The following is a 26,422-nucleotide window of genomic DNA, read 5'->3' on the forward strand; positions in this document are numbered from 1 at the left end:
CGGGGGCGAGTAGGCCTCCGGGTCGAAGACGCGGCCGCGTCCGCCGCGTCGGGCGGGGTCGACGAACACGGCGTCCCTGCCGCGGACGGCTCCCGGCCGTCCGCGGCAGCCCGGTGGCCGCACGGTCCGCCGCTACCGCAGGCGGGCCATCAGCGCGTGCTCCACGAGAGTGATCAGCGCCGACTTGGCGTCCGCGCGGTGGCGGGCGTCGGTGGTGATGATCGGGGTGTCGGGGCCGATCTGCAGGGCCTCCCGGACCTCGTCCGGCGAGTACGGCTGGTTGCCGTCGAAGCCGTTGAGCGCGATGACGAAGGGGAGACCCGAGTTCTCGAAGTAGTCGACGGCCGGGAAGCAGTCGGCGAGACGGCGGGTGTCCACCAGGACGATCGCGCCGATCGCGCCGCGCACCAGGTCGTCCCACATGAACCAGAAGCGGTCCTGGCCGGGCGTGCCGAACAGGTACAGGATCAGGTCCTGGTCCAGGGTGATGCGTCCGAAGTCCATGGCGACCGTCGTGGTCGTCTTGTCCCCGGTGTGGGTGAGGTCGTCGATGCCCGCCGAAGCGGACGTCATGACGGCCTCTGTGCGCAGCGGGTTGATCTCCGAGACGGCGCCGACGAACGTGGTCTTGCCCACGCCGAAGCCGCCCGCCACCACGATCTTCGCGGAGGTGGTGGAGCGGGAAGGACCGCCGCTAGAGCTTGCGAAGTCCACTGAGCACCCTTTCGAGCAGTGTCACGTCTGGCTGGCCGCCGGCGCTCTCGTCGCCGCCGGGCTGATGGATGGCGACCAGGCCCGCCTCCGCCAAGTCGGCGACGAGGATCCTGGCCACGCCGAGAGGGATCGTCAGGAGCGCCGAGATCTCGGCGACCGACTTGATCTCCCGGCAGAGGTTGCAGATCCGCTGATGCTCGGGCAACTGGCCCTGCATCTGGTGCGGCTGCGCGGTGGTGTGCACCAGCGCCTCGATGGCGAGCTGGTAGCGCGGGCGCGTCCGGCCGCCGGTCATGGCGTACGGACGCACCAACGGGTTGGAGGCCCCGCCGGCCGGAGCGGGCTCGGGGGAGCGCCGATGCGGCTGCACGGGCTGGATGCGCGGCGCGGGCGGCTGGTCGTACGGAGACGGGCCGGGACCCTGCGGGGCGTACGGCGCGGAGGGGAAGTCGTAACGGTTCGGGTTCTGGGAACCGTCGTTCTGGCCCTGGGCAGGACCGTACGACCAGTTGCCCGCATGCGAACCGCCTGGGGGTGTTGCCACTTTCTCCTCCTCCGACTGTGCCGGGCACCCGTCCGTGTGGAGCCGCGTCCCGAAACCTTACGGCCACGGGACGCCAAAACGCACGGTCTGTCTGTTAGTTGAGCAGGCTCCCCTGGAGCTCCGCACGGAGATCCGGCGTCAGAACCGTTCCTGCACGGTCCACCAGGAGGGCCATCTCGTACCCGATGAGACCGATGTCCGCCTCCGGATGCGCGAGAACGGCGAGCGACGAACCGTCGGAAATGGACATGATGAAGAGGAATCCCCGCTCCATCTCCACAACCGTCTGGTTCACGCTGCCGCCCTCGAAGATCCGGGAGGCGCCTGCCGTCAGAGACGTCAGACCGGAGGCGACGGCCGCGAGCTGGTCGGCGCGGTCGCGGGGGAAGCCTTCGGACATCGCCAGAAGGAGTCCGTCGGCGGAGACCACCACCGTGTGGGACACCCCCGGGGTGTTGTCCACGAAGTTGGTGATCAACCAGTTCAGGTTCTGTGCCGCCTGGCTCATCGGGCTCACACTAACGCTCCTGGTTGTAGGTGCTGTCAGGACCGAAGCCCTGGCCGTTCGTTTCACTGCCTGCCCCGGCGTTGCGTCCGCGCTGGACGCCCCGACGCAGGTTGCTCAGCCTGCCCCGGACGTCTTCCGGGGCACGGGAGACCTGTGGGCCTCCCTGGGGGGTGCTCTCGGCGGCTCCCTCGACCAGGTTGGCCTTGGGTACCCGCCGCGGCAGGCCGGAGGAGGTGACCCCGCCCGCCTTGGGCTTCTTCAGCTGCGCCGCCTGCTGCCAGCGCTCGTCGTTCGCCGAGCGCCAGAAGCCGCCGTCGCCGTCGCTCCGGGAAGCCGGGTCGGAAGCCGGCGCATCCGTGTTCACGGGCCGCGCGCCGTTCGAACCTGCCGCGGTGGATCCGCGGCGGGGAAGCCCGGCGTCGGTCAGCTCGTGGACGGCGGAGGGGGCCGGTCCCGGACGGTCGAAGCCTACGCGGTCGGCCTCGCTCACGTCAGCGGCCTGCGCAGATTCCGTTTCCGGAGCGTACTGGTCCGGGTAGCCGTTCCGGTAGTCGTCCTGCTGCGGCCAGTCATCCTGGTGGCGCCGCTCTTCGAACGCCGGGAAGGACCCGGGGGCGGCCGGGTGGGCGGTGGCGTGCTCGTCCCGGCGGGGCTCCGCATAAGCGGCGTCGGGGTAGCCGCCGTTCACCGGGAAGCCGTCGGAGAAGCTCTCGTTCTGCGGCAGTTGGCCGTTCGGCGCGTAGTACTGCTCGCCGTACGGCGCCTGGCGCTGCTCCTCGTACGCCATCGGCTGCTCGTACGTCGCCTGCTGCGGCTGCTCGTACGGTGCCTGCTGCGGCTGTTCGTACGTCGCCTGCTGCTCCGCGTAGCCCTGGCCGTTGCCGTAGGCGGGCTGCGCGTCGAAGGCGTCGGCGTACGCCTGGGCCCGGTCGGCCTCCTGGTCGCCCGGCTGGCCCTGCGTCTGGGCCTCCAGCGCCGCCCGGCGCTCCTCGCGCATCAGCGAGCGGCCGACCGGGTCCAGCTCCCGGATGTCGTCCGGGACCTCCGCGTAGCGGCTGTCGTCGAAGCCGAGTTCGGCGGCCGTGCGCAGCGGCTGCTGGCTGAAGTCCTCGCCGCCCTGGAAGTTCTGCTCCGGGATGATCTGCGAGACGGTGAACTCGTTCACGGCCGGCTGCTGTTCGCCGCCGCCGCCGTGGGTGATCGCGTCGGGCAGCATGACCAGCGAGGTGGTGCCGGCCTGCTCGCCGGAGGGGCGCAGCTGGACGCGGATGCCGTGCCGGTCGGAGAGCCGGCCGACCACGAACAGGCCCATGCGCTGGGAGATCGCGGCGTCCACGGTCGGCGGGTTGGCCAGCTTGTGGTTGATGTCCGCGAAGTCCTCGGCGGTCAGGCCGATGCCCTTGTCGTGGATCTCGATCATGACGCGGCCGTCGGGCAGCCGGGTCGCGGTGACGCGGACCTTGGTCTGCGGCGAGGAGAACGTGGTGGCGTTCTCCAGCAGCTCGGCCAGCAGGTGCACGAGGTCGGTGACGGCGCGGCCGTGGATCTCGGCCTCCGGGACGCCGGACAGCTCGATGCGCTCGTACTGCTCCACCTCCGAGGACGCGGCGCGCAGCACGTCGACCAGCGGCACCGGCTGGTCCCAGCGGCGGCCGGGCTCCTCGCCCGCGAGGACCAGGAGGTTCTCGCCGTTGCGGCGCATGCGGGTGGCCAGGTGGTCCAGCTTGAAGAGGTTCTCCAGCTGGTCGGGGTCGGCCTCGTTGTTCTCCAGGTCGGTGATCAGGGTCAGCTGGCCCTCGATCAGCGACTGGTTGCGGCGCGAGAGGTTGGTGAAGATCGCGTTGATGTTGCCCCGCAGCAGGGCCTGCTCGGCGGCGAGCCGGACGGCCTCGCGGTGGACCTGGTCGAAGGCGCGGGCGACCTCGCCGATCTCGTCGCGGGTGGTGATCGGGATCGGCTGGACGCGGGTGTCCACCCGGCCCGGGTCGGTGCGCGAGAGCTGGTCGACCAGCATCGGCAGCCGCTGCTCGGCGATGCCGAACGCGGCGTTGCGCAGCTGGCGCATCGAGCGGCTCATCTGGCGGGCGACCGCGCCGGCCAGGATGAACGCCAGCAGCAGGGCCACCACGACGACGGCACCGGTGATGAGGGCGTCCCGGTTGGCGGTGGCGGCGATGTCCGAGGCCTCGTTCACGGCCTTGTCGGCCATGTCCGCCTCGATCTGGCGGTACCCGTTGAACTTGAGTGTGTTGACCGCCCACCAGTTCTCCGCCGTGATGCCCTGCCGGGCGAGCGCGGCACGCTCGGTGGCGTCGGTGCTCTGCAGCGTGGCCAGGGCGGTGACCATGGCCGTGGACCCGGAGGGCGGCGGCACATAGGTCTTGCCCTGGGCCTTCGCCTGCTCGGCGGCCTGCTTGGCCATCGCCGCGCCGTCCGCCTTCATCCTGGCCTGGGCGTCGACGAGGTTCTGGGCGTCCCGCGCGGTACCGCCGCCCTTGTACTCCTCGATGGCGATGCGCTCGAGGTAGGCGTACGAGGACAGCGCGACGCGCTGCTTGGCCAGGTCCTGCGGCTGGGGGCCGGGGTTGATCAGCAGGTGCATGCCGATCGCGCGCTCCAGCGACAGCGCGGACTTGGTGAGCGAGATCGCGTAGACGGTACGGCCGTAGGAGGTGATGTTGCCGGTGCCCAGGCCCAGCTCGTTGGCGAACTCCAACAGCGGGTGCGCGACCTTGAGGTAGCCCTCCTCGGTCTGCACGCCCCTGAGCTTGGAGGTGTACGCCACGGCGCGCAGCGACTGCAGGCCGGGCTCCTCGGCACGGAACAGCCTCAGACGGCGCTGCAGGCCCGCCTTCTGCGGCATGTTCTGGGCGGCCTCGTCGAAGGCGTCGGCGGCCTTGTCGGTGGCGGCGCGGGCCTCGGTGACGGTCGCCTTGTCCTTGGGGGTCTGCGCCTTGCCCTTCAGCAGGGGGGCCGCGGTGATGTCGCGCTCGTTGTAGAGGGCGTCGGCGTAGGAGAGGGAGGCGCGTACCAGGCGGGCGGTGGCCTGGGCGTCCTCGGCGTCCTGCCAGGTGTCGATCGAGCTCTTGACCTGGAAGCCGCCCATGACGAGGCCGACCAGCACGGGTATGAGCAGGATGGCGTTCAGCCGGGTCGGCACCCGCCAGTTGCGGGGAGCGAGGCGGCCGCCGTTCGCGGTGGGCGTGGCCGCCGGTTCCGAACCGGGCACAGGGGCGGGCGCCGCTCCGCGCGGCGGCGGGGTGAAGTTGCCCCGCGCCGACGGCTCGGGACCGTTCTTGCTTCGCCTCACTCGACCAACAACCTCTCGGCGGTCGGCACCTACGTTGTGCCGCAGTTTCTCAGAGCCCGTTCCTCATCGACTGATGAGTACGTCATTGACTATTGGGCAGTTCAGGCATTCCAGCATGTCGACCTGCGGTCTTCCAAACAGTGGAACGAACCGGTTCGCTCCGATGTAAGTCACAGATAAAACGGTCATAAAGAGCGAGCCCCGTCAAATGACGGGGCCGAGGTGGACACAGCGGCACCGATCGACCGCGACGCGTGGCCGCATCTCCCGATTCCTCTGTCAAACCGTTATGAACACCGGGGCCGACCGTGTCAAAGGCCACAGCCGGCTCCGGTGTTCCTACGACAACTGCGGTAAGCGGCTGCCATTTTGAGGTACTACCGCAGGCGAGCCATCAGGGCGTGCTCGACCAGTGTGATCAGCGCGCTCTTTGCATCCGCACGGTGTCGCGCGTCGGTCGTGATGATCGGGGTGTCCGGCCCGATCTGCAGCGCCTCGCGCACCTCCTCCGGGGCGTAGGGCTGGTGTCCGTCGAAGCCGTTGAGCGCGACGACGAACGGCAGCCCGCTGTTCTCGAAGTAGTCGACGGCCGGGAAGCAGTCGGCCAGACGCCGGGTGTCCACGAGCACCACCGCGCCGATCGCGCCGCGCACCAGGTCGTCCCACATGAACCAGAAGCGGTCCTGGCCGGGCGTGCCGAACAGGTACAGGATCAGGTCCTGGTCGAGCGTGATGCGGCCGAAGTCCATGGCCACCGTGGTGGTGGTCTTGTCCCCGGTGTGCGTCAGGTCGTCGATGCCCGCCGAAGCGGACGTCATGACGGCCTCCGTGCGCAGCGGGTTGATCTCCGAGACGGCGCCGACGAAGGTCGTCTTGCCGACGCCGAAGCCACCCGCCACCACGATCTTGGCGGACGTGGTGGCCCGGCTCGGTTCAGAGCTTGCGAAGTCCACTGAGCACCCTTTCGAGCAGTGTCACGTCGGGCGCACCGGTCGTCTCGTCGCCACCAGGCTGGTGAACGGCGACGAGACCGGCCTCGGCCAGATCAGCGACGAGAATCCGTGCCACGCCCAGCGGCATGGCCAGCAACGCCGACACCTCGGCGACCGACTTCACCTCACGGCACAGGTGGCAGATGCGCTGGTGCTCCGGGAGCAGCCCCATGAGCGCTGCCGGGTCGGCCGTGGTGCTGATCAGCGCCTCGATGGCGAGCTGATAACGCGGCCGGGTCCGGCCGCCGGTCATCGCATAGGGACGTACCAGCGGCTGGTCGCCCTCATCCTCGTACGGCTCCGCGTACGGATCATGAGAGGCGGTGGGCGGGGTCATGAATCCTCCGGGCGGGACAGCAAGTCGGTCGGGCTAGCCGTCTGACGGGGCCGGTGGGGGGATCGTGGCGGCCGGACGGTGATCTGGTGAACGGGGTGGTTCTGGGCCGATCAGTGCAGCAGACTGCCCTGTAGTTCGGCGCGCAGGTCCGGCGTCAGGACCGCACCTGCACGGTCGACGAGCAGGGCCATCTCATAGCCGACCAGGCCGATGTCGCACTCGGGGTGTGCGAGCACGGCCAGGGACGAACCGTCCGAGACGGACATCAGGAACAGGAACCCGCGTTCCATCTCGACGACCGTCTGTGCCACGTTGCCGCCCTCGAAGATCCGGGACGCCCCGGCGGTCAGCGAGGTGAGCCCGGACGCGACGGCCGCGAGCTGGTCGGCGCGGTCGCGGGGGAAGCCTTCGGACATCGCCAGAAGGAGTCCGTCGGCGGACACGACGACGGTGTGGGACACCCCGGGGGTGTTGTCCACGAAGTTGGTGATCAACCAGTTGAGGTTCTGTGCCGCCTGGCTCATCTGGCTCAACTAACGCTCCTGCTGGTGAGTGGGGCTCGGGAAACTGCCGGTCTGGCCGGTGCCGGCCTGGCGACCCTGCGCGATGCCCCGACGGAGGTTGGTCAGCCGGCCGCGTACGTCGTCAGGCGAACGCGAGACCTGCGGACCGCTTTGGTGCTGTTGCTGCTGAGCCGTGCCCGGGACGAGGTTCGCCCGGGGTACCCGGCGGGGCAGGCCTGAGGTGGTGACGCCGCCCGCGGCCGGCTGCCGTACCCGCTCGGCCTGCCGGACGAGGTCGTCGTTCGGCGAGGTGCGCCAGGCCGCGGTTCCGGGACGCTGGGGGGCCGCCGGGGCCTGCGGCTGCTGCGCGGGCTGGGCGGGCTCGCCCTGTGCCTGCCGGCCGCCGCGGAACCAGTTGGTCTCCAGCGTGTCGTAGAGCGGGGTGCGGCCGTCGCCCGGTCCGGCCGGCGGGAGCGCCTCGGGCTGCTGCGGACGCGAAGGCACCGGCGTGCGCGGGGCACCGAAGTCGGCGCCGCCACGGCCCCCGCCCACCTGCGGCCGCTCGAACTGCCCGGTGCCGCCCTGCTCGGGCCGGCCGGGCAGCGCGTGCTGTCCGGTGGAGGAGCCGTCGTAGCCCGGCCGCTGGAACTGGCCGGTGGAGCCGTCGTCGTAGCCCTGCGGTATCGCGAACTGGCCCGTGTTGGCGGGGTTGTTCGGGTTGTGCTGGTTGTTCTGGCCGTGCTGGGCGGCCGGGGTGCCGAAGACGTCCGAGCGGACGAACTGGCCTGTGTTCTGCTGCGAGTTCACCGCGGGTGCCGGAGGAGTGAAGTCCTGGCGGGGGAACTGGCCGGTGTCCTGCGGGCCGTCGAGTGCGGGGGCGCCGAAGTCCTGGCGGGGGAACTGGCCGGTGTCCTGCGGGCCGTCTGGCCGGTGTCCTGCGGGCCGTCGAGTGCGGGGGCGCCGAAGTCCTGGCGGGGGAACTGGCCGGTGTCCTGCGGGCCGTCGAGTGCGGGGGCGCCGAAGTCCTGGCGGGGGAACTGGCCGGTGTCCTGCGGGCCACTGGGCGCCGGGGCGCCGAAGTCAGGGCGGGGAAACTCGGAAGTGGAGCCGGGGCCCTGCCGGTCGTCGATCCGCGGCATGCGGGAGGTCTGGGCAGGGTCCTGCTCGTCGTGTCCGCGCGGGGCGTCGAGCGAGGCGCGCTCCACCGGAGGCTGCGCGTTCTCGTCGCTCCAGCTGGGCACCCGGGGCTGCTGCTGGTCGCCGCCGGGCAGCTCGGCGCGCGGGCTGGCGCCGCGGCCGGGCAGCTGGGCCCGGCGCCCGTGGCGCCGTCCGCCCTGCCGCTCGGGGCCGCCCCGGCCCGCGTCCCCGGCGTCCGGCAACTGCGGAGGCACGGGGCCGCGACCGCCGCCGAAGGCGTCCTGGCCGCTGCCCGCCGCCTGCAGGCCCTGCGGCGCACCCGGCGCCTGGCCGCCGAACCCGGCGCCCGCGCCGGCGGCCGGAGCCGGCCGGCCCTGCGGGGGAACCCCGGGGCCCTGCGGTCCACGCGGTCCGCCCGGCGCACCGGGACGACCGCCCGCACCCGGCAGCGCGGCCCGCGGTCCCTGGCCGGCGCCGAGGCGGCCGCCACCGGCCGCACCGGCACCCAGGGCACCGCCACCGGCCGGACCGGCGCCCAGCGCACCGCCGCCGAAACCGCCACCGTTCTGCGCGGCGGCCTGCCGGCGTGCCGCGGCGGCACCCGCGGCCGCCTGCGCGGCGGCCGGACCGCCGCTCGGCGCGGGGGCGCCGGGCTTGCCGCCGGGAGCGGGCTTCTTGGCGCCCTGCGCCACGTCGACCGGCAGCATGACCAGCGCGGTCGTACCGCCGGAGTCGGACGGGCGCAGCTGGATGCGGATGCCGTGGCGCTGCGAGAGGCGGCCGACCACGAACAGGCCCATGCGGCGGGAGACGGAGACGTCCACGGTGGGCGGCGAGGCGAGCCGCTCGTTGATCGCCGCCAGGTCCTCGGGGGAGAGGCCGATGCCGGTGTCGTGGATCTCGATCAGCACGCGGCCGTCGGGCAGCGCGTGACCGGTGACCTTGACCTTGGTCTGCGGGGAGGAGAAGGAGGTCGCGTTCTCCAGCAGCTCGGCGAGCAGGTGCACGAGGTCGTTGACGACCCGGCCGGCCACTTCGGTGGTGGGCACGGAGGCGAGCTCGATGCGCTCGTACTGCTCCACCTCGGACGCGGCGGCGCGGAGCACGTCGACCAGCGGGACCGGGCGGGTCCAGCGGCGGCCGGGCTCCTCACCGGCGAGGACGAGGAGGTTCTCACCGTTACGGCGCATGCGCGTCGCGAGGTGGTCGAGCTTGAACAGCGAGGACAGCTGGTCCGGGTCGGCCTCGCGGGACTCCAGTTCGGAGATCAGCGACAGCTGGCGCTGGATCAGACCCTGGGAGCGGCGCGAGAGGTTGGTGAACATCGCGTTGACGTTGCCCCGCAGCAGGGCCTGCTCGGCGGCGAGGCGGACCGCCTCGCGGTGCACGTCGTCGAAGGCCGCGGCCACCTGGCCGATCTCGTCCCGGGAGTGCACACCGACCGACTCGACGGAGGTGTCGACGTCCTGCGGGTCGGCCTCGGACAGCTGCTTGACCAGCTCGGGCAGGCGTTCCTGGGCGACCTTGGTGGCGGTCTCCTGCAGCCGGCGCAGCGAGCGGATCATGGACCGGGCCACGACGAAGGCACCGACCAGCGAGACACCGAGCACCAGCAGGATCAGCGCACCGGAGATGATCGCTTCCTGCTCGGAGGCGCTGCGCAGCTCGCGCGCCTTCTGCTCCATGTCCTCGAGCAGCGTGTGCTCGATCTTCGACATCTGCTCGATCTTGGTCGAGCTGTCGTCCACCCAGTCCTGGTAGGACCGCTTCTGCAGGTCGGACAGGCCGTCCTTGCTCGCCAGCGCCCGGCTGGCGTAGGTGTCGGTGGCCTTGATCGACGCGTTGTTCTCCTCGATGGGCTTGAGGAGCGCGGCCGCCCTCTCGGTGCCGTAGAGGCTCTTGAAGGTGCGCAGTTCGGAGGTCTGGCTGGCCAGCGCGGACTGCGCGTAGAGGCGGTCGTTCTCCGACAGGTCGCCGACGGTGTTGTTGTTGGCCGGCAGTGCCGCGGCGAGGACCGCGCGCTGCACCGACGCGTACTCCTTGGCGGAGGAGAAGGCCGCCAGGGCGCGGGTGCGCTGGATCATCTCGGGGTTGCTGGTGGCCTCCGCCATGTCCTGGGAGAGGTCCAGCAGGTTGGTGATGAGGCGGTGGTAGGACTCGACGGTCTGCGTCGAGTTGTCCTGGGCCCCGTAGGCGGAGTTGCGTATCTTCGCCAGGTCGCCCAGGTCGCGGACGAGGCCGACCAGGGTCTCGCGGACGCCGAGCAGCTGGCCGTTCGCCGTGCTGGAGGTGTCGATCTCCTCCGCGGCGTCCTTGAAGTTGGTCACGGACCGGTCCGTCTTGTCCCGGTAGCCCTTGACCGTGTACGCACTGGCCTTGGAGCCGTGCGCGAGGGGGCCGGCTGACTGGTCGCGCTCGTCCTGGAGCGCGGCGGCCAGTTCGGTGGCCTGCTTGGTCATGTCCGTCAGCAGCTTCATGTTGTCGAGCTGCTGGATGTCGTCCATGTTGTCGCTGATGCGCAGGGCGCCCAGCGAGGTGGCCGCCACCACCGGGAGCGCGAGCAGCGAGACCAGACGCGTGGAGATGCGCCAGTTGCGCAGGGCCACACGCGACCCCGGGCCGCTCGGGCCCGTGGGCGTCCTGGCCGGCGCGGCGGTGGGGCCGGCGGACCCGGAAGACGCCGTCGGGCCGGGGCGCCCGGCACGGTCGCCGCCGTCGCCGGACGGGGCCGGGCCCGGGTTCTGGGCGTGCTGGGGCGAGGAGCTGCCGGCCATGGGGCCAGTCCCGCCGTGCGGCTCCGGCTGAGCCGAAGCGCCGTTATCCCTCTTGAAACGTCCCTGCACTAGCGTCGCAACCTCTGGACCAGGCGCCCCTCCGGGTGAACGGAGGGACACGGTGTCGGCGTTGTGGGGAACGCCCTGAAAACGCCCCCCGGGTGGTCGTGAGTGACCGGCGCTGGCTCCCCCTGTCTCGCCGCCACTCGGCGCTGCGTTGCGCCCCCTGCGCGCCGGCTCGACCCTGCGGCGGTCCGTGGAATTCCAGCACAGTGCAGGATCTCCAACAAGGCCCGTGGGCCATGCCGTGACGCACGTGACAGGTTGTGAGTGCCGGGTCACCGGACGTAGAAGGAGATCCGGTTAATATCGGACGTATGCCCGCGAGTCGTCCGGTGGTGACTCGTGTCCCAGTCGCCATGATCAGGAGCGGAAAGGTGGCTTCAGGGGGTCAATGTCCGTTTCGGGCCGGTGGGTTGCAGGCCGGAATTGACCGGTTTGCCGCGGGTGCAGTGAGCAAACTCACACGGTGATCACGGCTTCCCCGGGGCTTCCGAAGGGAATTGCATGTTTAGCCTGACGGTTTACAGGACGTAACACTTTGACAACCGTGCCCGGGATGGGGCTTTCGCCGCACGCGGGTGCCCGTACACGACAAGGTCGACTACAACCGTGAAGACGACGATGATGTTCCGCACGACAGCCAACCCGCGGCGCACGACGCTGGCGCACCTCGAGGACGCCGACGAGCTGCAGACCCCGGAGCAGCCGGAGCACCCCGTCGAACTCCCCGCCCAGACCGCCAACCCCAGGCGCACCGTCCTCATGGACGTGCCCGTCGCGGCCGCCGCCGAGTAGGCGGAGCAGGCCCGCGATTCAGCACGCGCCGGCCGCCGATCACCCTATCCGGCCGGTCACCGCGAGCCCCGGAGGCCATGCCGCCTCCGGGGCTCGCGCCGTGACGCGCGAGGTCCCCGCCTTGTTGCCGCGTTAGCCTGGAGCGTCAGACTCCAGTCGGTTCAGTTAAGGGGCGCAGGCATCCCGTGCGCATCGCCAGATTCTCCATCGACGGGAACGTCGCCTTCGGCGCGGTCGAGGGCGACAGGCCGGACGAGCTCGTCCTCGACATCATCAAGGGCATCCCGTTCGCGGACTTCGAGCTCTCCGGCACGAAGGTCCCGCTGAACAAGGTCCGCCTGCTGCCCCCGGTGCTCCCCAACAAGGTCGTCGCCTTCGGCCGCAACTACGCCGAGCACGCGCGCGAACTGGGCAACGAGGTACCGGACGCGCCCTTCGCCTTCTTCAAGCCGTCCACCTCGGTGATCGGCTCCGGCGACGAGATCGCGTACCCGTCCTTCTCCGAGGAACTGCACCACGAGGCCGAGCTGGCCGTGGTCATCGGCCGCATGTGCCGAGAGGTCCCCCGCGAGCGCGTCAAGGACGTGATCCTCGGCTACACCTGCGCCAACGACGTCACCGCCCGCGACGTCCAGCGCCGCGAGAAGCAGTGGGCCCGGGCCAAGGGCTTCGACACCTCCTGCCCCCTCGGTCCCTGGGTGGAGACGGACCTGGACCCGAGCGACCTGACGATCCAGCTCACGGTCAACGGCCAGCAGCGCCAGCTCGGCCGCACCAGCGAGATGATCCACCCCATCGAGGATCTGATCGTCAACATCTCCGAGGCCATGACGCTGCTCCCCGGCGACGTGATCCTCACGGGCACCCCCGCGGGGGTCGGCCCCCTCAACGTCGGCGACGAGGTCGCCGTCACCATCGAAGGCATCGGCACTCTCACCAACAAGGTTGTCAAGCGTGGCTAGCGCATCCGGCTCCTCCTCCCCCAAGTCCTCGACCCCGCTCGACCAGGGGGTACCCCCACGCGTCCGTTTCTGTCCCTCGCCCACCGGTAACCCGCACGTGGGCCTGGTGCGCACCGCCCTGTTCAACTGGGCGTTCGCCCGGCACCACCAGGGCACCCTCGTCTTCCGCATCGAGGACACCGACGCGGCCCGCGACTCCGAGGAGTCCTACGACCAGCTCCTCGACGCGATGCGCTGGCTCGGCTTCGACTGGGACGAGGGCCCCGAGGTCGGCGGCCCGCACGCGCCGTACCGCCAGTCGCAGCGCATGGACCTCTACAAGGACGTCGCCGCCAAGCTGATCGAGGCCGGCCACGCCTACCACTGCTACTGCTCGCAGGAAGAGCTCGACACCCGCCGCGAGGCCGCCCGCGCCGCCGGCAAGCCGTCCGGCTACGACGGCCACTGCCGTGACCTCACCGACGACCGGGTCGAGGAGTACCGGGCCCAGGGCCGCGAGCCCATCGTCCGTTTCCGGATGCCCGACGAGACGATCACCTTCACCGACCTGGTGCGCGGCGAGATCACCTACCTCCCGGAGAACGTCCCGGACTACGGCATCGTGCGCGCCAACGGCGCCCCGCTGTACACGCTGGTCAACCCCGTCGACGACGCCCTGATGGAGATCACCCACGTCCTGCGCGGCGAGGACCTGCTCTCCTCCACCCCGCGCCAGATCGCCCTCTACAAGGCGCTGATCGAGCTGGGCATCGCCAAGGGCGTCCCCGAGTTCGGCCACCTCCCCTACGTCATGGGCGAGGGCAACAAGAAGCTGTCGAAGCGGGACCCGCAGTCCTCGCTCAACCTCTACCGCGAGCGCGGCTTCCTCCCCGAGGGCCTGCTCAACTACCTCTCGCTGCTGGGCTGGTCGCTCTCGGCCGACCGGGACATCTTCACGATCGGGGAGATGGTCGCGGCCTTCGACATCGCGGACGTCAACCCCAACCCGGCCCGCTTCGACCTCAAGAAGTGCGAGGCGATCAACGCCGACCACATCCGCCTGCTGGACGTGAAGGACTTCACGGAGCGCTGCGCGCCGTGGCTGCGGGCCCCGTTCGCCCCCTGGGCGCCGGAGGACTTCGACGAGGCCAAGTGGCAGGCCATCGCGCCGCACGCGCAGACCCGCCTGAAGGTCCTGTCGGAGATCACCGACAACGTCGACTTCCTGTTCCTGTCCGAGCCGGTCTTCGACGAGGCGAGCTGGACGAAGGCGATGAAGGAGGGCTCGGACGCCCTGCTGCGCACGGCGCGGGAGAAGCTCCAGGCCGCGGACTGGACCTCCGCCGAGTCCCTGAAGGACGCCGTGCTGGCCGCCGGCGAGGCCCACGGCCTCAAGCTCGGCAAGGCCCAGGCCCCGGTCCGGGTGGCCGTCACCGGCCGCACGGTCGGCCTGCCGTTGTTCGAGTCGCTGGAGGTCCTGGGCAAGGACGCGACGCTGGCCCGCATCGACGCCGCCCTGGAGAAGCTCGCGGCGTGACGCACGCGCGTGTGAAGGGCGGCGGCCGACACGGCCGCCGCCCTTCCGCTTCCGCACGCGCGCGCGGGCGGGCGCGCGTCGGGGCGCCCACGACCGAGCCGTTTCCCGGACGCCTCCGCCCCGGCCGGGTTACCGTCGGAGCATGAGCATTCGGGCCGTGGTCTGGGACGTCGACGACACCCTCTTCGACTACACGACAGCGGACCGTGTCGGCATGCGCGACCACCTGGCGGCCGAGGGCCGGCTCGACCGGTACGGCACCGCCGAGCAGGCCCTCGCCCACTGGCGGCGGGTGACCGACCAGCAGTGGGCCAGGTTCTCGGCCGGCGAGACCACCTTCGAGGGCCAGCGCCGCGAGCGCGTGCGGGTCTTCCTGGACGAGCCGCTGACCGACGCCGAGGCCGACGCCTGGTTCCAGCGTTACGTACGCCACTACGAGGCCGCCTGGGCCCTCTTCCCGGACGTCCTGCCCGTGCTCGACGCCCTCTCCGCCAGTCACCGGCACGCCGTGCTGTCCAACTCGAGCCTCGCCGTCCAGGACCACAAGCTGCGCGTGCTCGGTGTGCACGACCGCTTCGAGACCATCCTGTGCGCCGCGGAACTCGGCGTCTCCAAGCCGGCGGCGGCCGCCTTCCTGGCCGCCTGCGACGCCCTGGGCCTGGCCCCCCACGAGGTCGCGTACGTCGGCGACCACCCCGAGATCGACGGGCGCGGCGCCGCCGACGCCGGACTGCTGTCGGTGTGGATCGACCGCGGCGGCGTGTACGCGGACGCCGGCACGTTCCGCGGTCCCCGCCGGATCGCCTCCCTCGCGGAACTCCCGGCGATCCTCGGCGCGGAACTCGTTTTGGAGCCCCGTCCACCTTCGGGTAATGTTCTTCCTGCGCCGCCGGGGAGCGGGCCGAAAGGCCGGAAACCGGGGGAGTGAACTAGAACGAGAACCCCGTAGGGGCTTGCGTTCCAGTGGCCTATGGTGTAATTGGCAGCACGACTGATTCTGGTTCAGTTAGTCTTGGTTCGAGTCCAGGTAGGCCAGCTCGCAGAGCTCATCTGCACGCGCGGATCACATCCGCAAGCCCCCGTTGTGTAGCGGCCTAGCACGCTGCCCTCTCAAGGCAGTAGCGCCGGTTCGAATCCGGTCGGGGGTACTGATCTCGATCACTCGGGATCGCTAGGGCCCCCGTTGTGTAGCGGCCTAGCACGCCGCCCTCTCAAGGCGGTAGCGCCGGTTCGAATCCGGTCGGGGGTACTGACTGGTCTAAACCACATTGGTCTATGGTGTAATTGGCAGCACGACTGATTCTGGTTCAGTTAGTCTTGGTTCGAGTCCAGGTAGACCAGCTCGGGCCTGCGGAAACGCAGCGTCCACGCCCCCGTTGTGTAGCGGCCTAGCACGCCGCCCTCTCAAGGCGGTAGCGCCGGTTCGAATCCGGTCGGGGGTACGCGTCACGAAGGCCCTCCACTCAGGTGGAGGGCCTTCGTCGTGTCCCGGCCCGCCGCTCACTCGAAGCCGTAACGGCGGGCCGACTCCTCCTCCTGCGCGACCCGCCGCAGGGCGCTCAGCACCGGTTCGAGCAGCACCGTCCCCAGTACCGCGACCTCCACCCGCTCCGCCTCCGACGCGTGCGTCTCCACGAAGTCCAGGTCGAGGACGGCCACCTGGTGCATCAACCGCGCGTACGGCACCGTCAGTTCGATGTCCCAGTCGTAGCCGAGCCGCCGGAACGCGGCCAGCCCCGTCACCAGCGAGCGGTAGGCGGGGGAGATGGTGCTGAGCGCCTGCGCGTTCGACCAGCCGAGCCGCTCCAGCATCCGCTCCACCTCGGCGCGCGCTCGCTCCACGAACTCGTCCTCACCGTCCGGATCGGGCACCTGGGGCAGCGCCCACAGGGCCGCGCCCATCCGGACCGTCCGGCCCAGGGAGTCGTCGTCGATGTGCCCCAGCACCTCGCGGACCGTCGCCACCGGAAGCCGCCCGATCTGGACGAGCGCCCGCACCACGCGCAGCCGGCGCAGATGCTCCTCGTCGTACTCGGCGGTCCTGGCGTTGATCTGGCGGCCCGGCGCCAACAGCCCTTCGCGCAGGTAGTACTTGATCGTCGCGATGGGCACACCGCTGCGCTTGCTCAGTTCCGCCAGCCGCACCTCTTGCGCCTCTCCTTGGGGAGTGTCACTATCCAATCACCGCACAGAAGGATAGTTCCGGTATCCAATCAGGGACCACGGGGGTGCCCCATGTTCGCAAAGCCGATTCCGGGCCGTACGACCGCGGCCGCCGAAGGCGATGTGGTGGTCCTGCTGATCGGGATGCGTGTCAATCACTTCTGGGCGGTGCACCAGTGGCTCCCGGTGATGCTGTCGATGTTCCGCATGCTGGGGGAGCTTGCCCGGGACAGCAGCCGGGGGCTGCTGGGGCGCGTCCTGCTGACCGCCTCGCCGCGCACCTACTACGTCGTCCAGTACTGGGAGTCCAAGGAGAAGCTCTACGCCTACGCGTCGTCGCCGGAGATGTTCCACCACCGGGTGTGGGGGATCGTCAACCGCAAGGAGCGGGCGGGGAAGGTCCGCGGGCACGTGGGGCTGTGGCACGAGGCGTACGTCGTGCCCGAGGGCTCCTACGAGTCGATCTACTTCGACATGCCGGCGTTCGGCCTCGCGGCGGCCACGGGGGTGCTGCCGATCGAGCGCCGGGGACGGACGGCCGCGGCGCGGTTCGCCCGGGGGGAGGCACGCGGCGGGGACGCCTAGCGGCGCCCCCGCCGCGAGGCCGGTCGTCCGGGCGGTCGTCCGGGGGCCGGCCGTCGCGCTGTCGGGGCAGGGCTGCCGCGGCGTTGAGGCCGCCCTGTCCCGTCGGCGCGGAAGCCGGCGTGTGCGGATCAGCCCGTGCGGCGCAGGGCTTCCGAGAGACGGGCCGCGGCGTCGATGACCGCCTGGGCGTGCATCCGGCCCGGGTGGCGCGTCAGGCGCTCGATGGGGCCGGAGACCGACACGGCGGCCACCACGCGGTTGGAGGGGCCGCGCACGGGCGCGGACACGGAGGCGACACCCGGCTCGCGCTCGCCGATCGACTGGGCCCAGCCGCGGCGGCGCACGCCCGACAGGGCCGTCGCCGTGAAGCGGGCGCCCTGCAGGCCGCGGTGCAGGCGCTCCGGCTCCTCCCAGGCCATCAGGATCTGCGCGGACGATCCGGCCTTCATCGTGAGCGTCGAGCCGACCGGGACCGTGTCCCGCAGCCCGGACAGGCGCTCCGCCGCGGCGACACATATGCGCATGTCGCCCTGGCGGCGGTAGAGCTGGGCGCTCTCGCCCGTGACGTCCCGCAGGTGGGTCAGCACCGGGCCCGCGGTGGCCAGCAGGCGGTCCTCGCCCGCCGCTGCGGCCAGTTCCGCCAGGCGCGGGCCGAGAATGAAACGGCCCTGCATGTCACGTGCCACCATGCGGTGGTGCTCCAGGGCGACCGCGAGTCTGTGGGCCGTCGGTCGTGCCAGTCCGGTCGCCGCCACCAGACCCGCGAGGGTGGCCGGGCCGGACTCCAGGGCGCTCAGGACAAGGGCCGCCTTGTCCAGAACGCCCACGCCGCTACTGTTGTCCATGCAACGATACTCGCGTCTCACTCTGTGAAACGCAAGTTCAATTTTCCGTGGAACGCGCCACTCTTGGATGACACAGCGGCCCGTGAACGTGAGGGCCCGGCGGCGGACGCCCGGAACAGGGGCGCGGGTGCCGCCTCCTCAAGATCTCTAGTTGGGCCGGTGGACTCTTGCCGGCCGGAGGGAAAGCGATGGGTAGGACACTCGCGGAGAAGGTCTGGGACGACCATGTCGTCCGGCGCGCCGAGGGCGAGCCCGACCTCCTCTACATCGATCTGCACCTGCTGCACGAGGTGACCAGCCCGCAGGCCTTCGACGGGCTCCGCAAGAGCGGGCGCGGCGTGCGCAGGCTCGACCTGACCATCGCCACCGAGGACCACAACACCCCCACCCTCGACATCGACAAGCCCATCGCGGACCCGGTCTCCCGGGCCCAGCTGGAGACGCTGCGCAAGAACTGCGCCGAGTTCGGCGTCCGGCTGCACCCGCTGGGCGACGTCGAGCAGGGCGTCGTGCACGTCGTCGGCCCGCAGCTGGGCCTGACCCAGCCCGGCACCACGGTCGTCTGCGGCGACTCGCACACCTCCACGCACGGCGCCTTCGGCGCGCTGGCGTTCGGCATCGGCACCTCGCAGGTCGAGCACGTGCTGGCGACCCAGACGCTGCCGCTGGCCCGCCCGAAGACCATGGCGATCACGGTCGACGGCGAACTGCCCGAGGGCGTCACCGCCAAGGACCTGATCCTGGCGATCATCGCGAAGATCGGCACCGGCGGCGGCCAGGGCTACATCCTGGAGTACCGCGGCTCCGCCATCGAGAAGCTCTCGATGGAGGCCCGGATGACCATCTGCAACATGTCGATCGAGGCCGGCGCCCGCGCGGGCATGATCGCCCCCGACGAGACCACCTTCGCGTACCTCCAGGGCCGCCCGCACGCCCCCGAGGGCGCCGACTGGGACGCGGCCGTCGAGTACTGGAAGACGCTGCGGACGGACGACGACGCCGAGTTCGACGCCGAGGTCGTGATCGACGCCGCGTCGCTGTCGCCGTTCGTCACCTGGGGCACCAACCCCGGTCAGGGCGCGCCGCTTTCGGCGTCCGTCCCCGACCCCGCTTCGTACGAAGACGCTTCGGAGCGCCTCGCCGCCGAAAAGGCCCTGGAGTACATGGGGTTGGAGGCCGGGCAGCCGCTGCGCTCCATCGAGGTGGACACCGTCTTCGTAGGCTCGTGCACCAACGGCCGCATCGAGGACCTGCGCGCCGCCGCCGAGATCCTGCGGAGCCGCAAAGTCGCCGACGGCGTACGGATGCTGGTCGTCCCGGGCTCGGCGCGGGTGGGCCTGCAGGCCGTCTCCGAGGGCCTGGACGTCGTGTTCAAGGAAGCCGGCGCCGAGTGGCGGCACGCGGGCTGCTCGATGTGCCTGGGCATGAACCCCGACCAGCTGGCCCCCGGCGAGCGCTCCGCCTCCACCTCCAACCGCAACTTCGAGGGCCGGCAGGGCAAGGGCGGTCGTACGCACCTGGTGTCGCCGCAGGTCGCCGCCGCGACGGCGGTCCTGGGCCACCTGGCCTCCCCGGCCGACCTGACCGACACAACCGCCGCATCTGTGCCCGCTGGAGTCTGATCAGTCATGGAAGCTTTCACCACGCACACCGGCCGGGCCGTCCCGCTGCGCCGCTCCAACGTCGACACCGACCAGATCATCCCTGCTCACTGGCTCAAGAAGGTGACCCGGGACGGTTTCGAGGACGGGCTGTTCGAGGCCTGGCGCAAGGACGAGAGCTTCGTCCTCAACCGCCCCGAGCGGCAGGGCGCCACGGTCCTGGTCGCCGGCCCCGACTTCGGCACCGGCTCCTCCCGCGAGCACGCCGTCTGGGCGCTGCAGAACTACGGCTTCAAGGCCGTGATCTCCTCCCGCTTCGCGGACATCTTCCGCGGCAACTCGCTCAAGAACGGCCTGCTCACGGTGGTTCTGGAGCAGAAGATCGTGGACGCCCTGTGGGAGCTCACGGAGGCGGACCCCCAGGCCGAGATCACCGTCGACCTGGAGAACCGCGAGGTGCGCGCCGAGGGCATCACCGCCTCCTTCGACCTGGACGAGAACTCGCGCTGGCGGCTGCTGAACGGCCTGGACGACATCTCGATCACGCTGCAGAACGAGGCCGACATCGCGGCCTACGAGCAGAAGCGGCCCTCGTACAAGCCGCGCACGCTGCAGGTCTGACCTCCGGCTCCGCAAGAGCTGGTTTCGGCCACCTCCGACTCCCCGCTGTACCCCCGATCGCCACGATCGGGGGTACAGCCGTTTCCGGTCCCGGACGGCGCTGCGCCTGCCTCCGGGAACCCTCAACTCCCCAGGTTAGGACGCTTGTTGCCGGGGTAACCGGGTGCTGCGACAGCGGCTCGTGCCGGTGCCGAAAGGGCCGTCCGGGGCGGGAGTTGCCCCCTGCGCAGGCGACAACTTGCCCCAGATGGCACAATCTGTGCATGGAACACGACGGCCAACTCGAGCTCTATGCGGCAGTCGCGGACCAGCTGAAAGAAGCGCACTCGACGGTGCGCGCACTGCAAGTCCCGGAGGGCGTACGGATGGCGCTGACCCGGAAGCTGTTGGCCATTACGGCCGCGGCCAAGCACGATCTCGCCGACGCGGCAAGGCGGCTGGAGGGGTTCCGCGCGGACCTCGACGAGGGTCGATTCCCCGGAGAGGAACGCTGATCAACTCCCAGGCAGTCGAGTTCCGCTGCGGCACAAGGGTGATAAGCCCGTTTCGTGTTTGATTTGCGGTATATATCTGCCTAACGTGCGAAAAAGCTTGAACACTTTCGTTCTGGCGATGTCTCCGAAGGGGAAGACGTGAACAAGGCGCAGCTCGTAGAAGCGATTGCCGACAAGATGGGCGGCCGCCAGCAGGCCGCCGATGCTGTCGACGCCGTCCTGGACGCCATCGTCCGTGCGGTGGTCGCGGGTGACCGGGTCTCGGTCACCGGCTTCGGTTCGTTCGAGAAGGTCGACCGCCCGGCCCGTTACGCCCGCAACCCTCAGACGGGCGAGCGGGTTCGGGTCAAGAAGACCTCTGTGCCGCGCTTCCGCGCGGGGCAGGGATTCAAGGACCTGGTGAGCGGCTCGAAGAAGCTCCCGAAGGGCGACATCGCCGTCAAGAAGGCCCCCAAGGGCAGCCTGAGCGGCGGGGCTGCCGCCACGGTCAAGAAGGCGGCGGCGAAGAAGGCCACCACCAAGACCGCCGCCGCGAAGAAGGCCGCCGCGAAGAAGGCGCCGGCCACGAAGACCACGGCCGCCGCGAAGAAGACCGCCGCGAAGAAGGCGCCCGCCAAGAAGACCACGGCCGCCGCCAAGACGACCGCCGCGAAGACCGCCGCCAAGAAGACGACGGCCAAGAAGGCCCCGGCCAAGAAGTCGCCGGCCCGTACCACCGCCAAGAAGGCCACCGCCCGCAAGAGGTAATGACGCAGGGGCACTCACGCGCCGGGCCGGACTCCGTACGGAGTCCGGCCCGCGGCGCGTTACGGGAGTTTCCCGAGGGGCTCAGAAGGTCTGGAGGGTCACCAGCGTGATGCGGCGCCCGGCGCCCTCGCCCTCGGTCTCGATGCGCACCCGCTGCCCGGGCCGCAGCAGCCTCAGCCCGCCCGCGTCGAACGCCGACGCCTCGAAGGGCACCGGCGTCCCGTCGTCGAGCAGCACCTGCCCGCTGCGGGTTTCGGGGTCGTACGTGTATGCGGTCGCCTGCATGTCGGCAGCCTACTGCCCAGGGATCAGCAGCCGTGCGGCCGCCGCGGCCGTCCGCGGCCCGACTCCCAGGCTCAGGGCCGCCCGCAGATCGTCGCCGGTGTCCACGTCCTGGCGCACCGAATCGACCGCGTCGAGGGAGAGTTCCGCGGCGCCGGACGCGCGGTGCCGGGCCCGGGAATCGGCGCCGAATGCCGGGCGCAATTCCCGGCCGGGGGCGGCGGCCAGCACGGTCGTCCCGATCGCCGCAGCATCCGGGAGAAAAGCGCGGGGGAATTCCGCGGCCGCGTCCAGAACCCGGGACAATTCCGCCGGACGCAGCGCCGGCAGGTCCGCGTTCAGGGCCGCCACCGCGCCGCCGGGGCGCGCGGCGCGCACCGCCGCCGCCGCGTGCGCCAGCGCCGGGTTCAGGCCGCCGCCGGGTTCGCCGGCGACGATCCGGGCGCCCAGTGCGGCCAGTTCACGGCCGGCCAGGGCGTCGTCGGTGACGACGGCCACATGCCCGACCGCCGGGCAGGCCAGCGCGGCGGCCACCGTGTCCTGGGCGAAGGCGAGAGCGAGGCCCGGGCGCAGTCCGTCGTCGGCGGTGTCCGAGAGCCTGCTCTTGGCACGCGCCAGAGGTTTCACGGGGATGACCAAGGTCCACTGCACTAGCGTTCCCTCCCTCCGGTCCGCGGCCATTGTCACTCAGCCGTCACCCCGGCCGTCCGGCGGGCGGGGCGGAGGGCAGGGGCATAGGGCGCGAAGCTCCTTGGAAGGGTGGGGGTGGGCGACGGGCGGGCGTACGGTGTTCTCGACAGACCGGCGGCCTGGGGCGACACTTGTCCGGCCCCCCGGCCCGACGTCCTTGATCCCTAGAGGAAGGTGTCCGCGTGCCCCGCCGCAGAATCGGCTTCTGGTACCGCTTCGCCGCGGTGCTCTGCAAACCGCCGCTGGTGGTTCTGATCAAGCGGGACTGGCGTGGAATGGAGCACATTCCGGCCGAGGGCGGATTTATCACCGTGGTGAACCACAATTCCCACGCGGATCCCTTCGCATACGCGCACTTTCAGTACAACACCGGACGGGTCCCCCGATTCCTGGCGAAGAGTGGCCTTTTCCGGAAGGGAATCGTCGGCGCCGCGATGCGCGGCACCGGGCAGATCCCCGTCTACCGGGAGAGCACGGACGCCCTGAGCGCCTTCCGGGCGGCGATCGACGCCGTGGAACGCGGCGAGTGCGTCGCCTTCTACCCCGAGGGCACCCTCACCCGCGACCCGGACGGCTGGCCGATGACCGGCAAGACCGGCGCCGCCCGCGTCGCCCTGCAGACCAAGTGCCCGGTGATCCCGGTCGCCCAGTGGGGCGCCAACGAACTGCTGCCGCCGTACGCGAGGAAGCCGGACCTCTTCCCGCGCAAGACCCACCACGTGCTCGCCGGCCCGCCCGTGGACCTCTCGCGCTTCTACGACAAGGAGATGACTCCCGAGCTGCTGAAGGAGGCGACCGAGACCATCATGGCCGCCATCACCCGCCAGCTGGAGGAGATCCGCGGCGAGAAGGCGCCCACGACGCCTTACGACCCGCGTCGTGAGCGGATCGAGCAGCGCCGCAGGACCGAGGCACAGACCGGCCGGACGCGGGTCGGCCGGGAAGGGGGCGGCAGCAAGTGAGCGAACCTGTCAAGGCGGCGGTCTTCGGCGCCGGTTCGTGGGGCACGGCGTTCGGCACGGTGCTGGCCGACGCGGGCTGCCGGGTCAGCCTGTGGGCGCGCCGCGCGGAGGTCGCCGAGGCGATCAACTCCGGCCGCACGAACCCCGACTACCTGCCCGGCGTGGAGCTCCCGGAGAACCTGCGGGCCACCACCGACCCCGCCGAGGCCGCCGCGGGCGCCGACTTCACGGTCCTGTCGGTGCCCTCCCAGACGCTGCGCGCCAACCTCGCCGGGTGGGTGCCGCTGCTGGCCCCGGACACGGTCCTGGTCTCGCTGATGAAGGGCGTCGAACTCGGTTCCGCCATGCGGATGAGCGAGGTGATCGAGGACGTCGCCAAGGTCGGCGCGGACCGGATCGCCGTGGTCACCGGGCCCAACCTGGCCCGGGAGATCGCCGCCCGGATGCCGGCCGCCTCGGTGGTCGCGTGCACCGACGAGGCCGTCGCCCGGCGGTTGCAGGCCGCCTGCCACACGCCGTACTTCCGGCCGTACACCAACACCGACGTGGTCGGCTGCGAACTGGGCGGCGCGGTCAAGAACGTCATCGGTCTCGCGGTCGGCATCGCGGACGGCATGGGCCTCGGCGACAACGCCAAGGGCTCCCTCATCACGCGCGGACTCGCCGAGACCACCCGGCTCGGGGCCGCGCTGGGCGCCGACCCGCTGACGTTCTCCGGGCTGGCCGGGCTGGGTGACCTGGTGGCGACCTGCTCCTCGCCGCTGTCGCGCAACCACACCTTCGGCACCAACTTGGGCAAGGGCATGACCCTGCAGGAGACCATCGCGGTCACCAAGCAGACCGCCGAGGGCGTCAAGTCCTGCGAGTCCGTGCTGGATCTGGCGCGTCGGCACGGCGTCGACATGCCCATCACCGAGACGGTCGTCGCCATCGTGCACGAGGGCAAGTCCCCGGTGGTCGCCGTCAAGGAGCTGATGTCGCGCAGCGCGAAGCCGGAACGGCGCTGAGCGCCCCGGCGCCCGGCGCCGGGCGCCGGGTGGTGCGGGCCCGCGCGGGTCCCCGCCACCGACGCCGACGCGCCCTCCGGCTCACCGGGGGGCGCACGCTGTCTCCGGGCACCACCACCGGGTACGCTCATCGCGATATGAGCACCGAGAACCTTCCCCAGAGCCCTGAGCAGCCGCCTCGCAAGCCGCGCGTGGCCGTCGTGTTCGGGGGGCGCAGCTCCGAACACGGGATCTCCACGGTCACCGCCGGCGCCGTCCTGAGGGCCATCGACCGGACGAAGTACGACGTCCTGCCGATCGGCATCACCCGGGAAGGCCGCTGGGTGCTCACCGCCGACGAACCGGACCGCATGGCGATCACCGACCGCCGCACGCCGGAGGTCGAGGAGCTGGCCGAGTCCGGCGAGGGCGGCGTGGTGCTCCCCGTCGACCCCGCCAACCGCGAAGTCGTCTACAGCGAGCCCGGATCGGTGCCCAAGGCGCTCGGCGAGGTCGACGTCGTCTTCCCCGTCCTGCACGGCCCGTACGGGGAGGACGGCACCCTGCAGGGACTGCTGGACCTGGCCGGTGTGCCGTACGTCGGCTCGGGCGTGCTCTCCTCGGCCGTCGGCCAGGACAAGGAGTACATGAAGCGGGTGTTCGCCTCCTTCGGGCTCAAGGTCGGCCCGTACGTGGTGATCCGTCCGCGCGAGTGGCAGCGGGACGAGCCGGCCGCCCGCAAGAGGATCGTCGACTTCGCCGGCGAGCACGGCTGGCCGCTGTTCGTGAAGCCCGCGCGCGCGGGCTCGTCCATCGGCATCACCAAGGTCGACGACCTCTCGGGCCTGGACGAGGCGATCGCGGAGGCCCAGCGGCACGACCCGAAGATCCTCGTGGAGGCGGCCGTGCGCGGCCGTGAGATCGAGTGCGGCGTGCTGGAGTTCGAGGACGGTCCGCGCGCCTCGGTGCCCGCGGAGATCCCGCCGCCGGACGCGCACGCCTACTACGACTTCGAGGCGAAGTACATCGACTCCACCCCGGGCATCGTGCCGGCGCCGCTGACGCCGGAGCAGACCGCCGAGGTGCGGGCGCTCGCCGTGGAGGCGTTCGAGGCGGCCTCCTGCGAGGGGCTGGTGCGCGCGGACTTCTTCCTCACCGAGGACGGGGAGTTCGTGATCAACGAGATCAACACGATGCCCGGCTTCACGCCCATCTCGATGTACCCGCAGATGTGGCAGGCCAGTGGGATCGGCTACCCGGAGCTGGTGGACCGGCTGCTGCAGGCGGCGCTGCGCAGGTCCACGGGCCTGCGCTGAGCCGCCGGCCCGCGCGGGCCTGAGCCGAGGGCCCGCGTCGAGCCGGCCCACGGCGAGTCGGTCGGCGCCCCGGTCGTCGGCGCCTCGGTCGGTGACGCGCCTCGGTCGGTGACGCGCCTCAGCCGGTGACGCGCCTCAGTCGGCGATCCCCTCGGGGATCGCCTTCGCGACGGCCGGGGCCAGGTCCACCAGCGGCGCCAGGCCGTTGCCGGTGCGCGCCTTCGGGACCGTCACCTCCACGTACGCCAGGCGCAGCGTCGTGGTGAAACGGAACGAGCCGTCGTCCCGCTTCTGCAGCAGCCAGCCCACCCCGTTCGCCTCCACGCCGTCCGCTTCCGGGTCGTTCATCTCCGCGGGCCGCGGCACACCGCACCGCAGTATGATCGCCGGGCTCCCCCAGCCCGCGGTCAGCGCGGACTCGGGCTCGGGATCCCGGCGGCTCTGACCGTCCACCTTCGCGGGCAGCGCCTCGTCGAGGTTCCGGCACAGTTTCGCGGCCTTCGGGGAGGGGCTGGGAACCGCCGCCGTCGCATGCTCGTCCGGAGAGGAGCACGCGGCGACGGTGACCAGCAGGGCGAACGCGGACAGGCCGATGAGCCGGTGACGGAAGAACTTCACCGGCCAAGGGTAGACGGGGGCTACAGATGCACGACCGGGCAGGTCAGGGTGCGCGTGATGCCGTCCACTTGCTGGACCTTCGCGACCACCATGCGACCGAGGTCGTCCACGGTGTCGGACTGGGCGCGCACGATCACGTCGTACGGTCCGGTCACGTCCTCGGCCTGGATGACTCCAGGGAGTTTGCTGATCGTCTCGGCGACGGTCGACGCCTTGCCGACCTCCGTCTGGATCAGAATGTACGCCTGTACCACGGAACCTCCAGGGCGGCCACGAGGATCATGTGGGGAAAAGGAACGCCACCGTATCGCGTCGCCGCGTGCCACGGGGAGACCCGCGGTAGCCGGGGCCTGCGCG

The 26,422-nt window shown here is 71.0% G+C and carries 24 protein-coding genes, 5 tRNA genes and 2 pseudogenes; 17 read left to right on the top strand and 14 right to left on the bottom strand.

What is annotated here, in order from left to right; all coding sequences use genetic code 11:
- Positions 1 to 132: 132 nt before the first annotated feature.
- The 8 genes and pseudogenes from VKA29_RS28260 to VKA29_RS28295 all read right to left on the bottom strand — a co-directional run bounded on the left by VKA29_RS28260 (position 133) and on the right by VKA29_RS28295 (position 10,888).
- Positions 133 to 714: a GTP-binding protein gene (locus VKA29_RS28260; protein ID WP_029183992.1), complete on the bottom strand. Its 582-nt coding sequence runs from the start codon at positions 712 to 714 to the stop codon at positions 133 to 135.
- On the bottom strand, positions 695 to 1,258 hold the full coding sequence (locus VKA29_RS28265) for a DUF742 domain-containing protein (RefSeq protein ID WP_324788832.1): 564 nt from the start codon (positions 1,256 to 1,258) through the stop codon (positions 695 to 697). Before VKA29_RS28265 ends, VKA29_RS28260 begins: the two co-directional genes overlap by 20 nt.
- A gap of 94 nt (positions 1,259 to 1,352) precedes the next feature.
- Positions 1,353 to 1,766: a roadblock/LC7 domain-containing protein gene (locus tag VKA29_RS28270; RefSeq protein ID WP_004983065.1), complete on the bottom strand. Its 414-nt coding sequence runs from the start codon at positions 1,764 to 1,766 to the stop codon at positions 1,353 to 1,355.
- A gap of 10 nt (positions 1,767 to 1,776) precedes the next feature.
- Positions 1,777 to 5,076: a nitrate- and nitrite sensing domain-containing protein gene (locus tag VKA29_RS28275; protein ID WP_324788833.1), complete on the bottom strand. Its 3,300-nt coding sequence runs from the start codon at positions 5,074 to 5,076 to the stop codon at positions 1,777 to 1,779.
- A gap of 377 nt (positions 5,077 to 5,453) precedes the next feature.
- Positions 5,454 to 6,029: a GTP-binding protein gene (locus tag VKA29_RS28280; protein ID WP_115905688.1), complete on the bottom strand. Its 576-nt coding sequence runs from the start codon at positions 6,027 to 6,029 to the stop codon at positions 5,454 to 5,456.
- The gene (locus VKA29_RS28285) at positions 6,010 to 6,405 is read right to left on the bottom strand and encodes a DUF742 domain-containing protein (protein WP_108015325.1); all 396 of its coding nucleotides are present in this window, start codon (positions 6,403 to 6,405) and stop codon (positions 6,010 to 6,012) included. The genes VKA29_RS28280 and VKA29_RS28285 overlap by 20 nt, the downstream gene beginning before the upstream one ends.
- A 110-nt stretch (positions 6,406 to 6,515) precedes the next feature.
- On the bottom strand, positions 6,516 to 6,929 hold the full coding sequence (locus VKA29_RS28290) for a roadblock/LC7 domain-containing protein (protein WP_003973453.1): 414 nt from the start codon (positions 6,927 to 6,929) through the stop codon (positions 6,516 to 6,518).
- A 9-nt stretch (positions 6,930 to 6,938) separates the two neighbouring features.
- Positions 6,939 to 10,888: pseudogene (locus VKA29_RS28295) on the bottom strand (nitrate- and nitrite sensing domain-containing protein).
- A 603-nt stretch (positions 10,889 to 11,491) separates the two neighbouring features.
- On the opposite strand from VKA29_RS28295, the gene VKA29_RS28300 reads away from it, so the two are divergent.
- The 9 genes and pseudogenes from VKA29_RS28300 (at position 11,492) to VKA29_RS28340 (ending at position 15,597) form a co-directional block, all read left to right on the top strand.
- Positions 11,492 to 11,677 (top strand): hypothetical protein, encoded by a 186-nt coding sequence (locus VKA29_RS28300; RefSeq protein ID WP_324788834.1) that lies wholly within the window; start codon positions 11,492 to 11,494, stop codon positions 11,675 to 11,677.
- Positions 11,678 to 11,862: 185 nt separating this feature from the next.
- Entirely contained in the window at positions 11,863 to 12,639 is a 777-nt protein-coding gene (locus VKA29_RS28305) for a fumarylacetoacetate hydrolase family protein (protein WP_324788835.1), read from the top strand.
- Positions 12,632 to 14,155, top strand: a complete 1,524-nt coding sequence (gltX, locus tag VKA29_RS28310; RefSeq protein ID WP_324788836.1) for a glutamate--tRNA ligase — start codon at positions 12,632 to 12,634, stop codon at positions 14,153 to 14,155. Before VKA29_RS28305 ends, gltX begins: the two co-directional genes overlap by 8 nt.
- Before the next feature lie 142 nt (positions 14,156 to 14,297).
- A pseudogene (locus VKA29_RS28315) lies at positions 14,298 to 15,028 on the top strand (HAD family hydrolase).
- Between the two features lie 91 nt (positions 15,029 to 15,119).
- A tRNA-Gln gene (locus tag VKA29_RS28320) sits at positions 15,120 to 15,191 on the top strand.
- Positions 15,192 to 15,230: 39 nt separating this feature from the next.
- A tRNA-Glu gene (locus tag VKA29_RS28325) sits at positions 15,231 to 15,303 on the top strand.
- 28 nt (positions 15,304 to 15,331) lie between these two features.
- A tRNA-Glu gene (locus VKA29_RS28330) sits at positions 15,332 to 15,404 on the top strand.
- A 20-nt stretch (positions 15,405 to 15,424) separates the two neighbouring features.
- Positions 15,425 to 15,496, top strand: a tRNA-Gln gene (locus VKA29_RS28335).
- A gap of 28 nt (positions 15,497 to 15,524) precedes the next feature.
- Positions 15,525 to 15,597 (top strand) — tRNA-Glu (locus tag VKA29_RS28340).
- A 58-nt stretch (positions 15,598 to 15,655) separates the two neighbouring features.
- Here the strand turns inward: VKA29_RS28340 and VKA29_RS28345 are convergent.
- Positions 15,656 to 16,300 (bottom strand): MerR family transcriptional regulator, encoded by a 645-nt coding sequence (locus VKA29_RS28345; protein ID WP_324788837.1) that lies wholly within the window; start codon positions 16,298 to 16,300, stop codon positions 15,656 to 15,658.
- 90 nt (positions 16,301 to 16,390) lie between these two features.
- Between VKA29_RS28345 and VKA29_RS28350 the strand changes: the two genes are divergently transcribed.
- Positions 16,391 to 16,903 carry a DUF4188 domain-containing protein gene (locus VKA29_RS28350; protein WP_324788838.1) on the top strand — a complete coding sequence of 171 codons (513 nt, stop codon included), beginning with the start codon at positions 16,391 to 16,393 and terminating at the stop codon, positions 16,901 to 16,903.
- A 128-nt stretch (positions 16,904 to 17,031) separates the two neighbouring features.
- On the opposite strand, the gene ndgR is transcribed toward VKA29_RS28350, so the two are convergent.
- A complete protein-coding gene (gene ndgR / locus VKA29_RS28355; protein WP_015036427.1) occupies positions 17,032 to 17,748 on the bottom strand; it encodes an IclR family transcriptional regulator NdgR in 717 nt (238 codons plus the stop codon).
- Positions 17,749 to 17,936: 188 nt separating this feature from the next.
- On the opposite strand from ndgR, the gene leuC reads away from it, so the two are divergent.
- From leuC to VKA29_RS28375, 4 genes are all read left to right on the top strand, one after another.
- On the top strand, positions 17,937 to 19,370 hold the full coding sequence (gene leuC, locus VKA29_RS28360) for a 3-isopropylmalate dehydratase large subunit (protein ID WP_324788839.1): 1,434 nt from the start codon (positions 17,937 to 17,939) through the stop codon (positions 19,368 to 19,370).
- Positions 19,371 to 19,376: 6 nt separating this feature from the next.
- Positions 19,377 to 19,970 (top strand): 3-isopropylmalate dehydratase small subunit, encoded by a 594-nt coding sequence (gene leuD, locus VKA29_RS28365; protein ID WP_324788840.1) that lies wholly within the window; start codon positions 19,377 to 19,379, stop codon positions 19,968 to 19,970.
- Between the two features lie 263 nt (positions 19,971 to 20,233).
- Positions 20,234 to 20,464, top strand: coding sequence for a hypothetical protein (locus VKA29_RS28370; RefSeq protein ID WP_324788841.1), 231 nt, complete (start codon positions 20,234 to 20,236; stop codon positions 20,462 to 20,464).
- Positions 20,465 to 20,602: 138 nt separating this feature from the next.
- Positions 20,603 to 21,211: an HU family DNA-binding protein gene (locus VKA29_RS28375; protein WP_324788842.1), complete on the top strand. Its 609-nt coding sequence runs from the start codon at positions 20,603 to 20,605 to the stop codon at positions 21,209 to 21,211.
- An 81-nt stretch (positions 21,212 to 21,292) separates the two neighbouring features.
- Here the strand turns inward: VKA29_RS28375 and VKA29_RS28380 are convergent, their stop codons facing one another.
- A complete protein-coding gene (locus tag VKA29_RS28380; protein ID WP_324788843.1) occupies positions 21,293 to 21,496 on the bottom strand; it encodes a hypothetical protein in 204 nt (67 codons plus the stop codon).
- Between the two features lie 9 nt (positions 21,497 to 21,505).
- Positions 21,506 to 22,144 carry a 2-phospho-L-lactate guanylyltransferase gene (cofC, locus tag VKA29_RS28385; protein WP_324788844.1) on the bottom strand — a complete coding sequence of 213 codons (639 nt, stop codon included), beginning with the start codon at positions 22,142 to 22,144 and terminating at the stop codon, positions 21,506 to 21,508.
- Between the two features lie 221 nt (positions 22,145 to 22,365).
- Between cofC and VKA29_RS28390 the strand changes: the two genes are divergently transcribed.
- The 3 genes from VKA29_RS28390 to VKA29_RS28400 all read left to right on the top strand — a co-directional run bounded on the left by VKA29_RS28390 (position 22,366) and on the right by VKA29_RS28400 (position 25,447).
- A complete protein-coding gene (locus VKA29_RS28390; protein WP_324788845.1) occupies positions 22,366 to 23,145 on the top strand; it encodes a lysophospholipid acyltransferase family protein in 780 nt (259 codons plus the stop codon).
- Positions 23,142 to 24,152, top strand: a complete 1,011-nt coding sequence (locus tag VKA29_RS28395; protein WP_324788846.1) for an NAD(P)H-dependent glycerol-3-phosphate dehydrogenase — start codon at positions 23,142 to 23,144, stop codon at positions 24,150 to 24,152. The genes VKA29_RS28390 and VKA29_RS28395 overlap by 4 nt, the downstream gene beginning before the upstream one ends.
- 137 nt (positions 24,153 to 24,289) lie before the next feature.
- Positions 24,290 to 25,447, top strand: a complete 1,158-nt coding sequence (locus tag VKA29_RS28400) for a D-alanine--D-alanine ligase family protein (protein ID WP_324788847.1) — start codon at positions 24,290 to 24,292, stop codon at positions 25,445 to 25,447.
- Between the two features lie 135 nt (positions 25,448 to 25,582).
- Here VKA29_RS28400 and VKA29_RS28405 read toward each other — a convergent pair whose 3' ends face one another.
- Positions 25,583 to 26,065 carry a DUF3515 domain-containing protein gene (locus VKA29_RS28405; protein ID WP_324788848.1) on the bottom strand — a complete coding sequence of 161 codons (483 nt, stop codon included), beginning with the start codon at positions 26,063 to 26,065 and terminating at the stop codon, positions 25,583 to 25,585.
- 20 nt (positions 26,066 to 26,085) lie between these two features.
- Positions 26,086 to 26,319 (bottom strand): Lrp/AsnC family transcriptional regulator, encoded by a 234-nt coding sequence (locus VKA29_RS28410; protein ID WP_324788849.1) that lies wholly within the window; start codon positions 26,317 to 26,319, stop codon positions 26,086 to 26,088.
- Between the last annotated feature and the right edge of the window lie 103 nt (positions 26,320 to 26,422).

The sequence above is a fragment of the Streptomyces sp. H51 genome (assembly GCF_035656535.1).
Taxonomy (GTDB): Bacteria; Actinomycetota; Actinomycetes; order Streptomycetales; family Streptomycetaceae; genus Streptomyces.

What these genes read in the sequence shown, in the direction of transcription:
- VKA29_RS28270 (WP_004983065.1), bottom strand. Translation starts at nt 1,766, where the DNA reads ATGAGCCAGGCGGCACAGAACCTGAACTGGTTGATCACCAACTTCGTG.
- VKA29_RS28285 (WP_108015325.1), bottom strand. Translation starts at nt 6,405, where the DNA reads ATGACCCCGCCCACCGCCTCTCATGATCCGTACGCGGAGCCGTACGAG.
- VKA29_RS28290 (WP_003973453.1), bottom strand. Translation starts at nt 6,929, where the DNA reads ATGAGCCAGGCGGCACAGAACCTCAACTGGTTGATCACCAACTTCGTG.
- VKA29_RS28350 (WP_324788838.1), top strand. Translation starts at nt 16,391, where the DNA reads ATGTTCGCAAAGCCGATTCCGGGCCGTACGACCGCGGCCGCCGAAGGC.
- ndgR (WP_015036427.1), bottom strand. Translation starts at nt 17,748, where the DNA reads ATGGACAACAGTAGCGGCGTGGGCGTTCTGGACAAGGCGGCCCTTGTC.
- leuC (WP_324788839.1), top strand. Translation starts at nt 17,937, where the DNA reads ATGGGTAGGACACTCGCGGAGAAGGTCTGGGACGACCATGTCGTCCGG.
- leuD (WP_324788840.1), top strand. Translation starts at nt 19,377, where the DNA reads ATGGAAGCTTTCACCACGCACACCGGCCGGGCCGTCCCGCTGCGCCGC.
- VKA29_RS28370 (WP_324788841.1), top strand. Translation starts at nt 20,234, where the DNA reads ATGGAACACGACGGCCAACTCGAGCTCTATGCGGCAGTCGCGGACCAG.
- VKA29_RS28380 (WP_324788843.1), bottom strand. Translation starts at nt 21,496, where the DNA reads ATGCAGGCGACCGCATACACGTACGACCCCGAAACCCGCAGCGGGCAG.
- VKA29_RS28400 (WP_324788847.1), top strand. Translation starts at nt 24,290, where the DNA reads ATGAGCACCGAGAACCTTCCCCAGAGCCCTGAGCAGCCGCCTCGCAAG.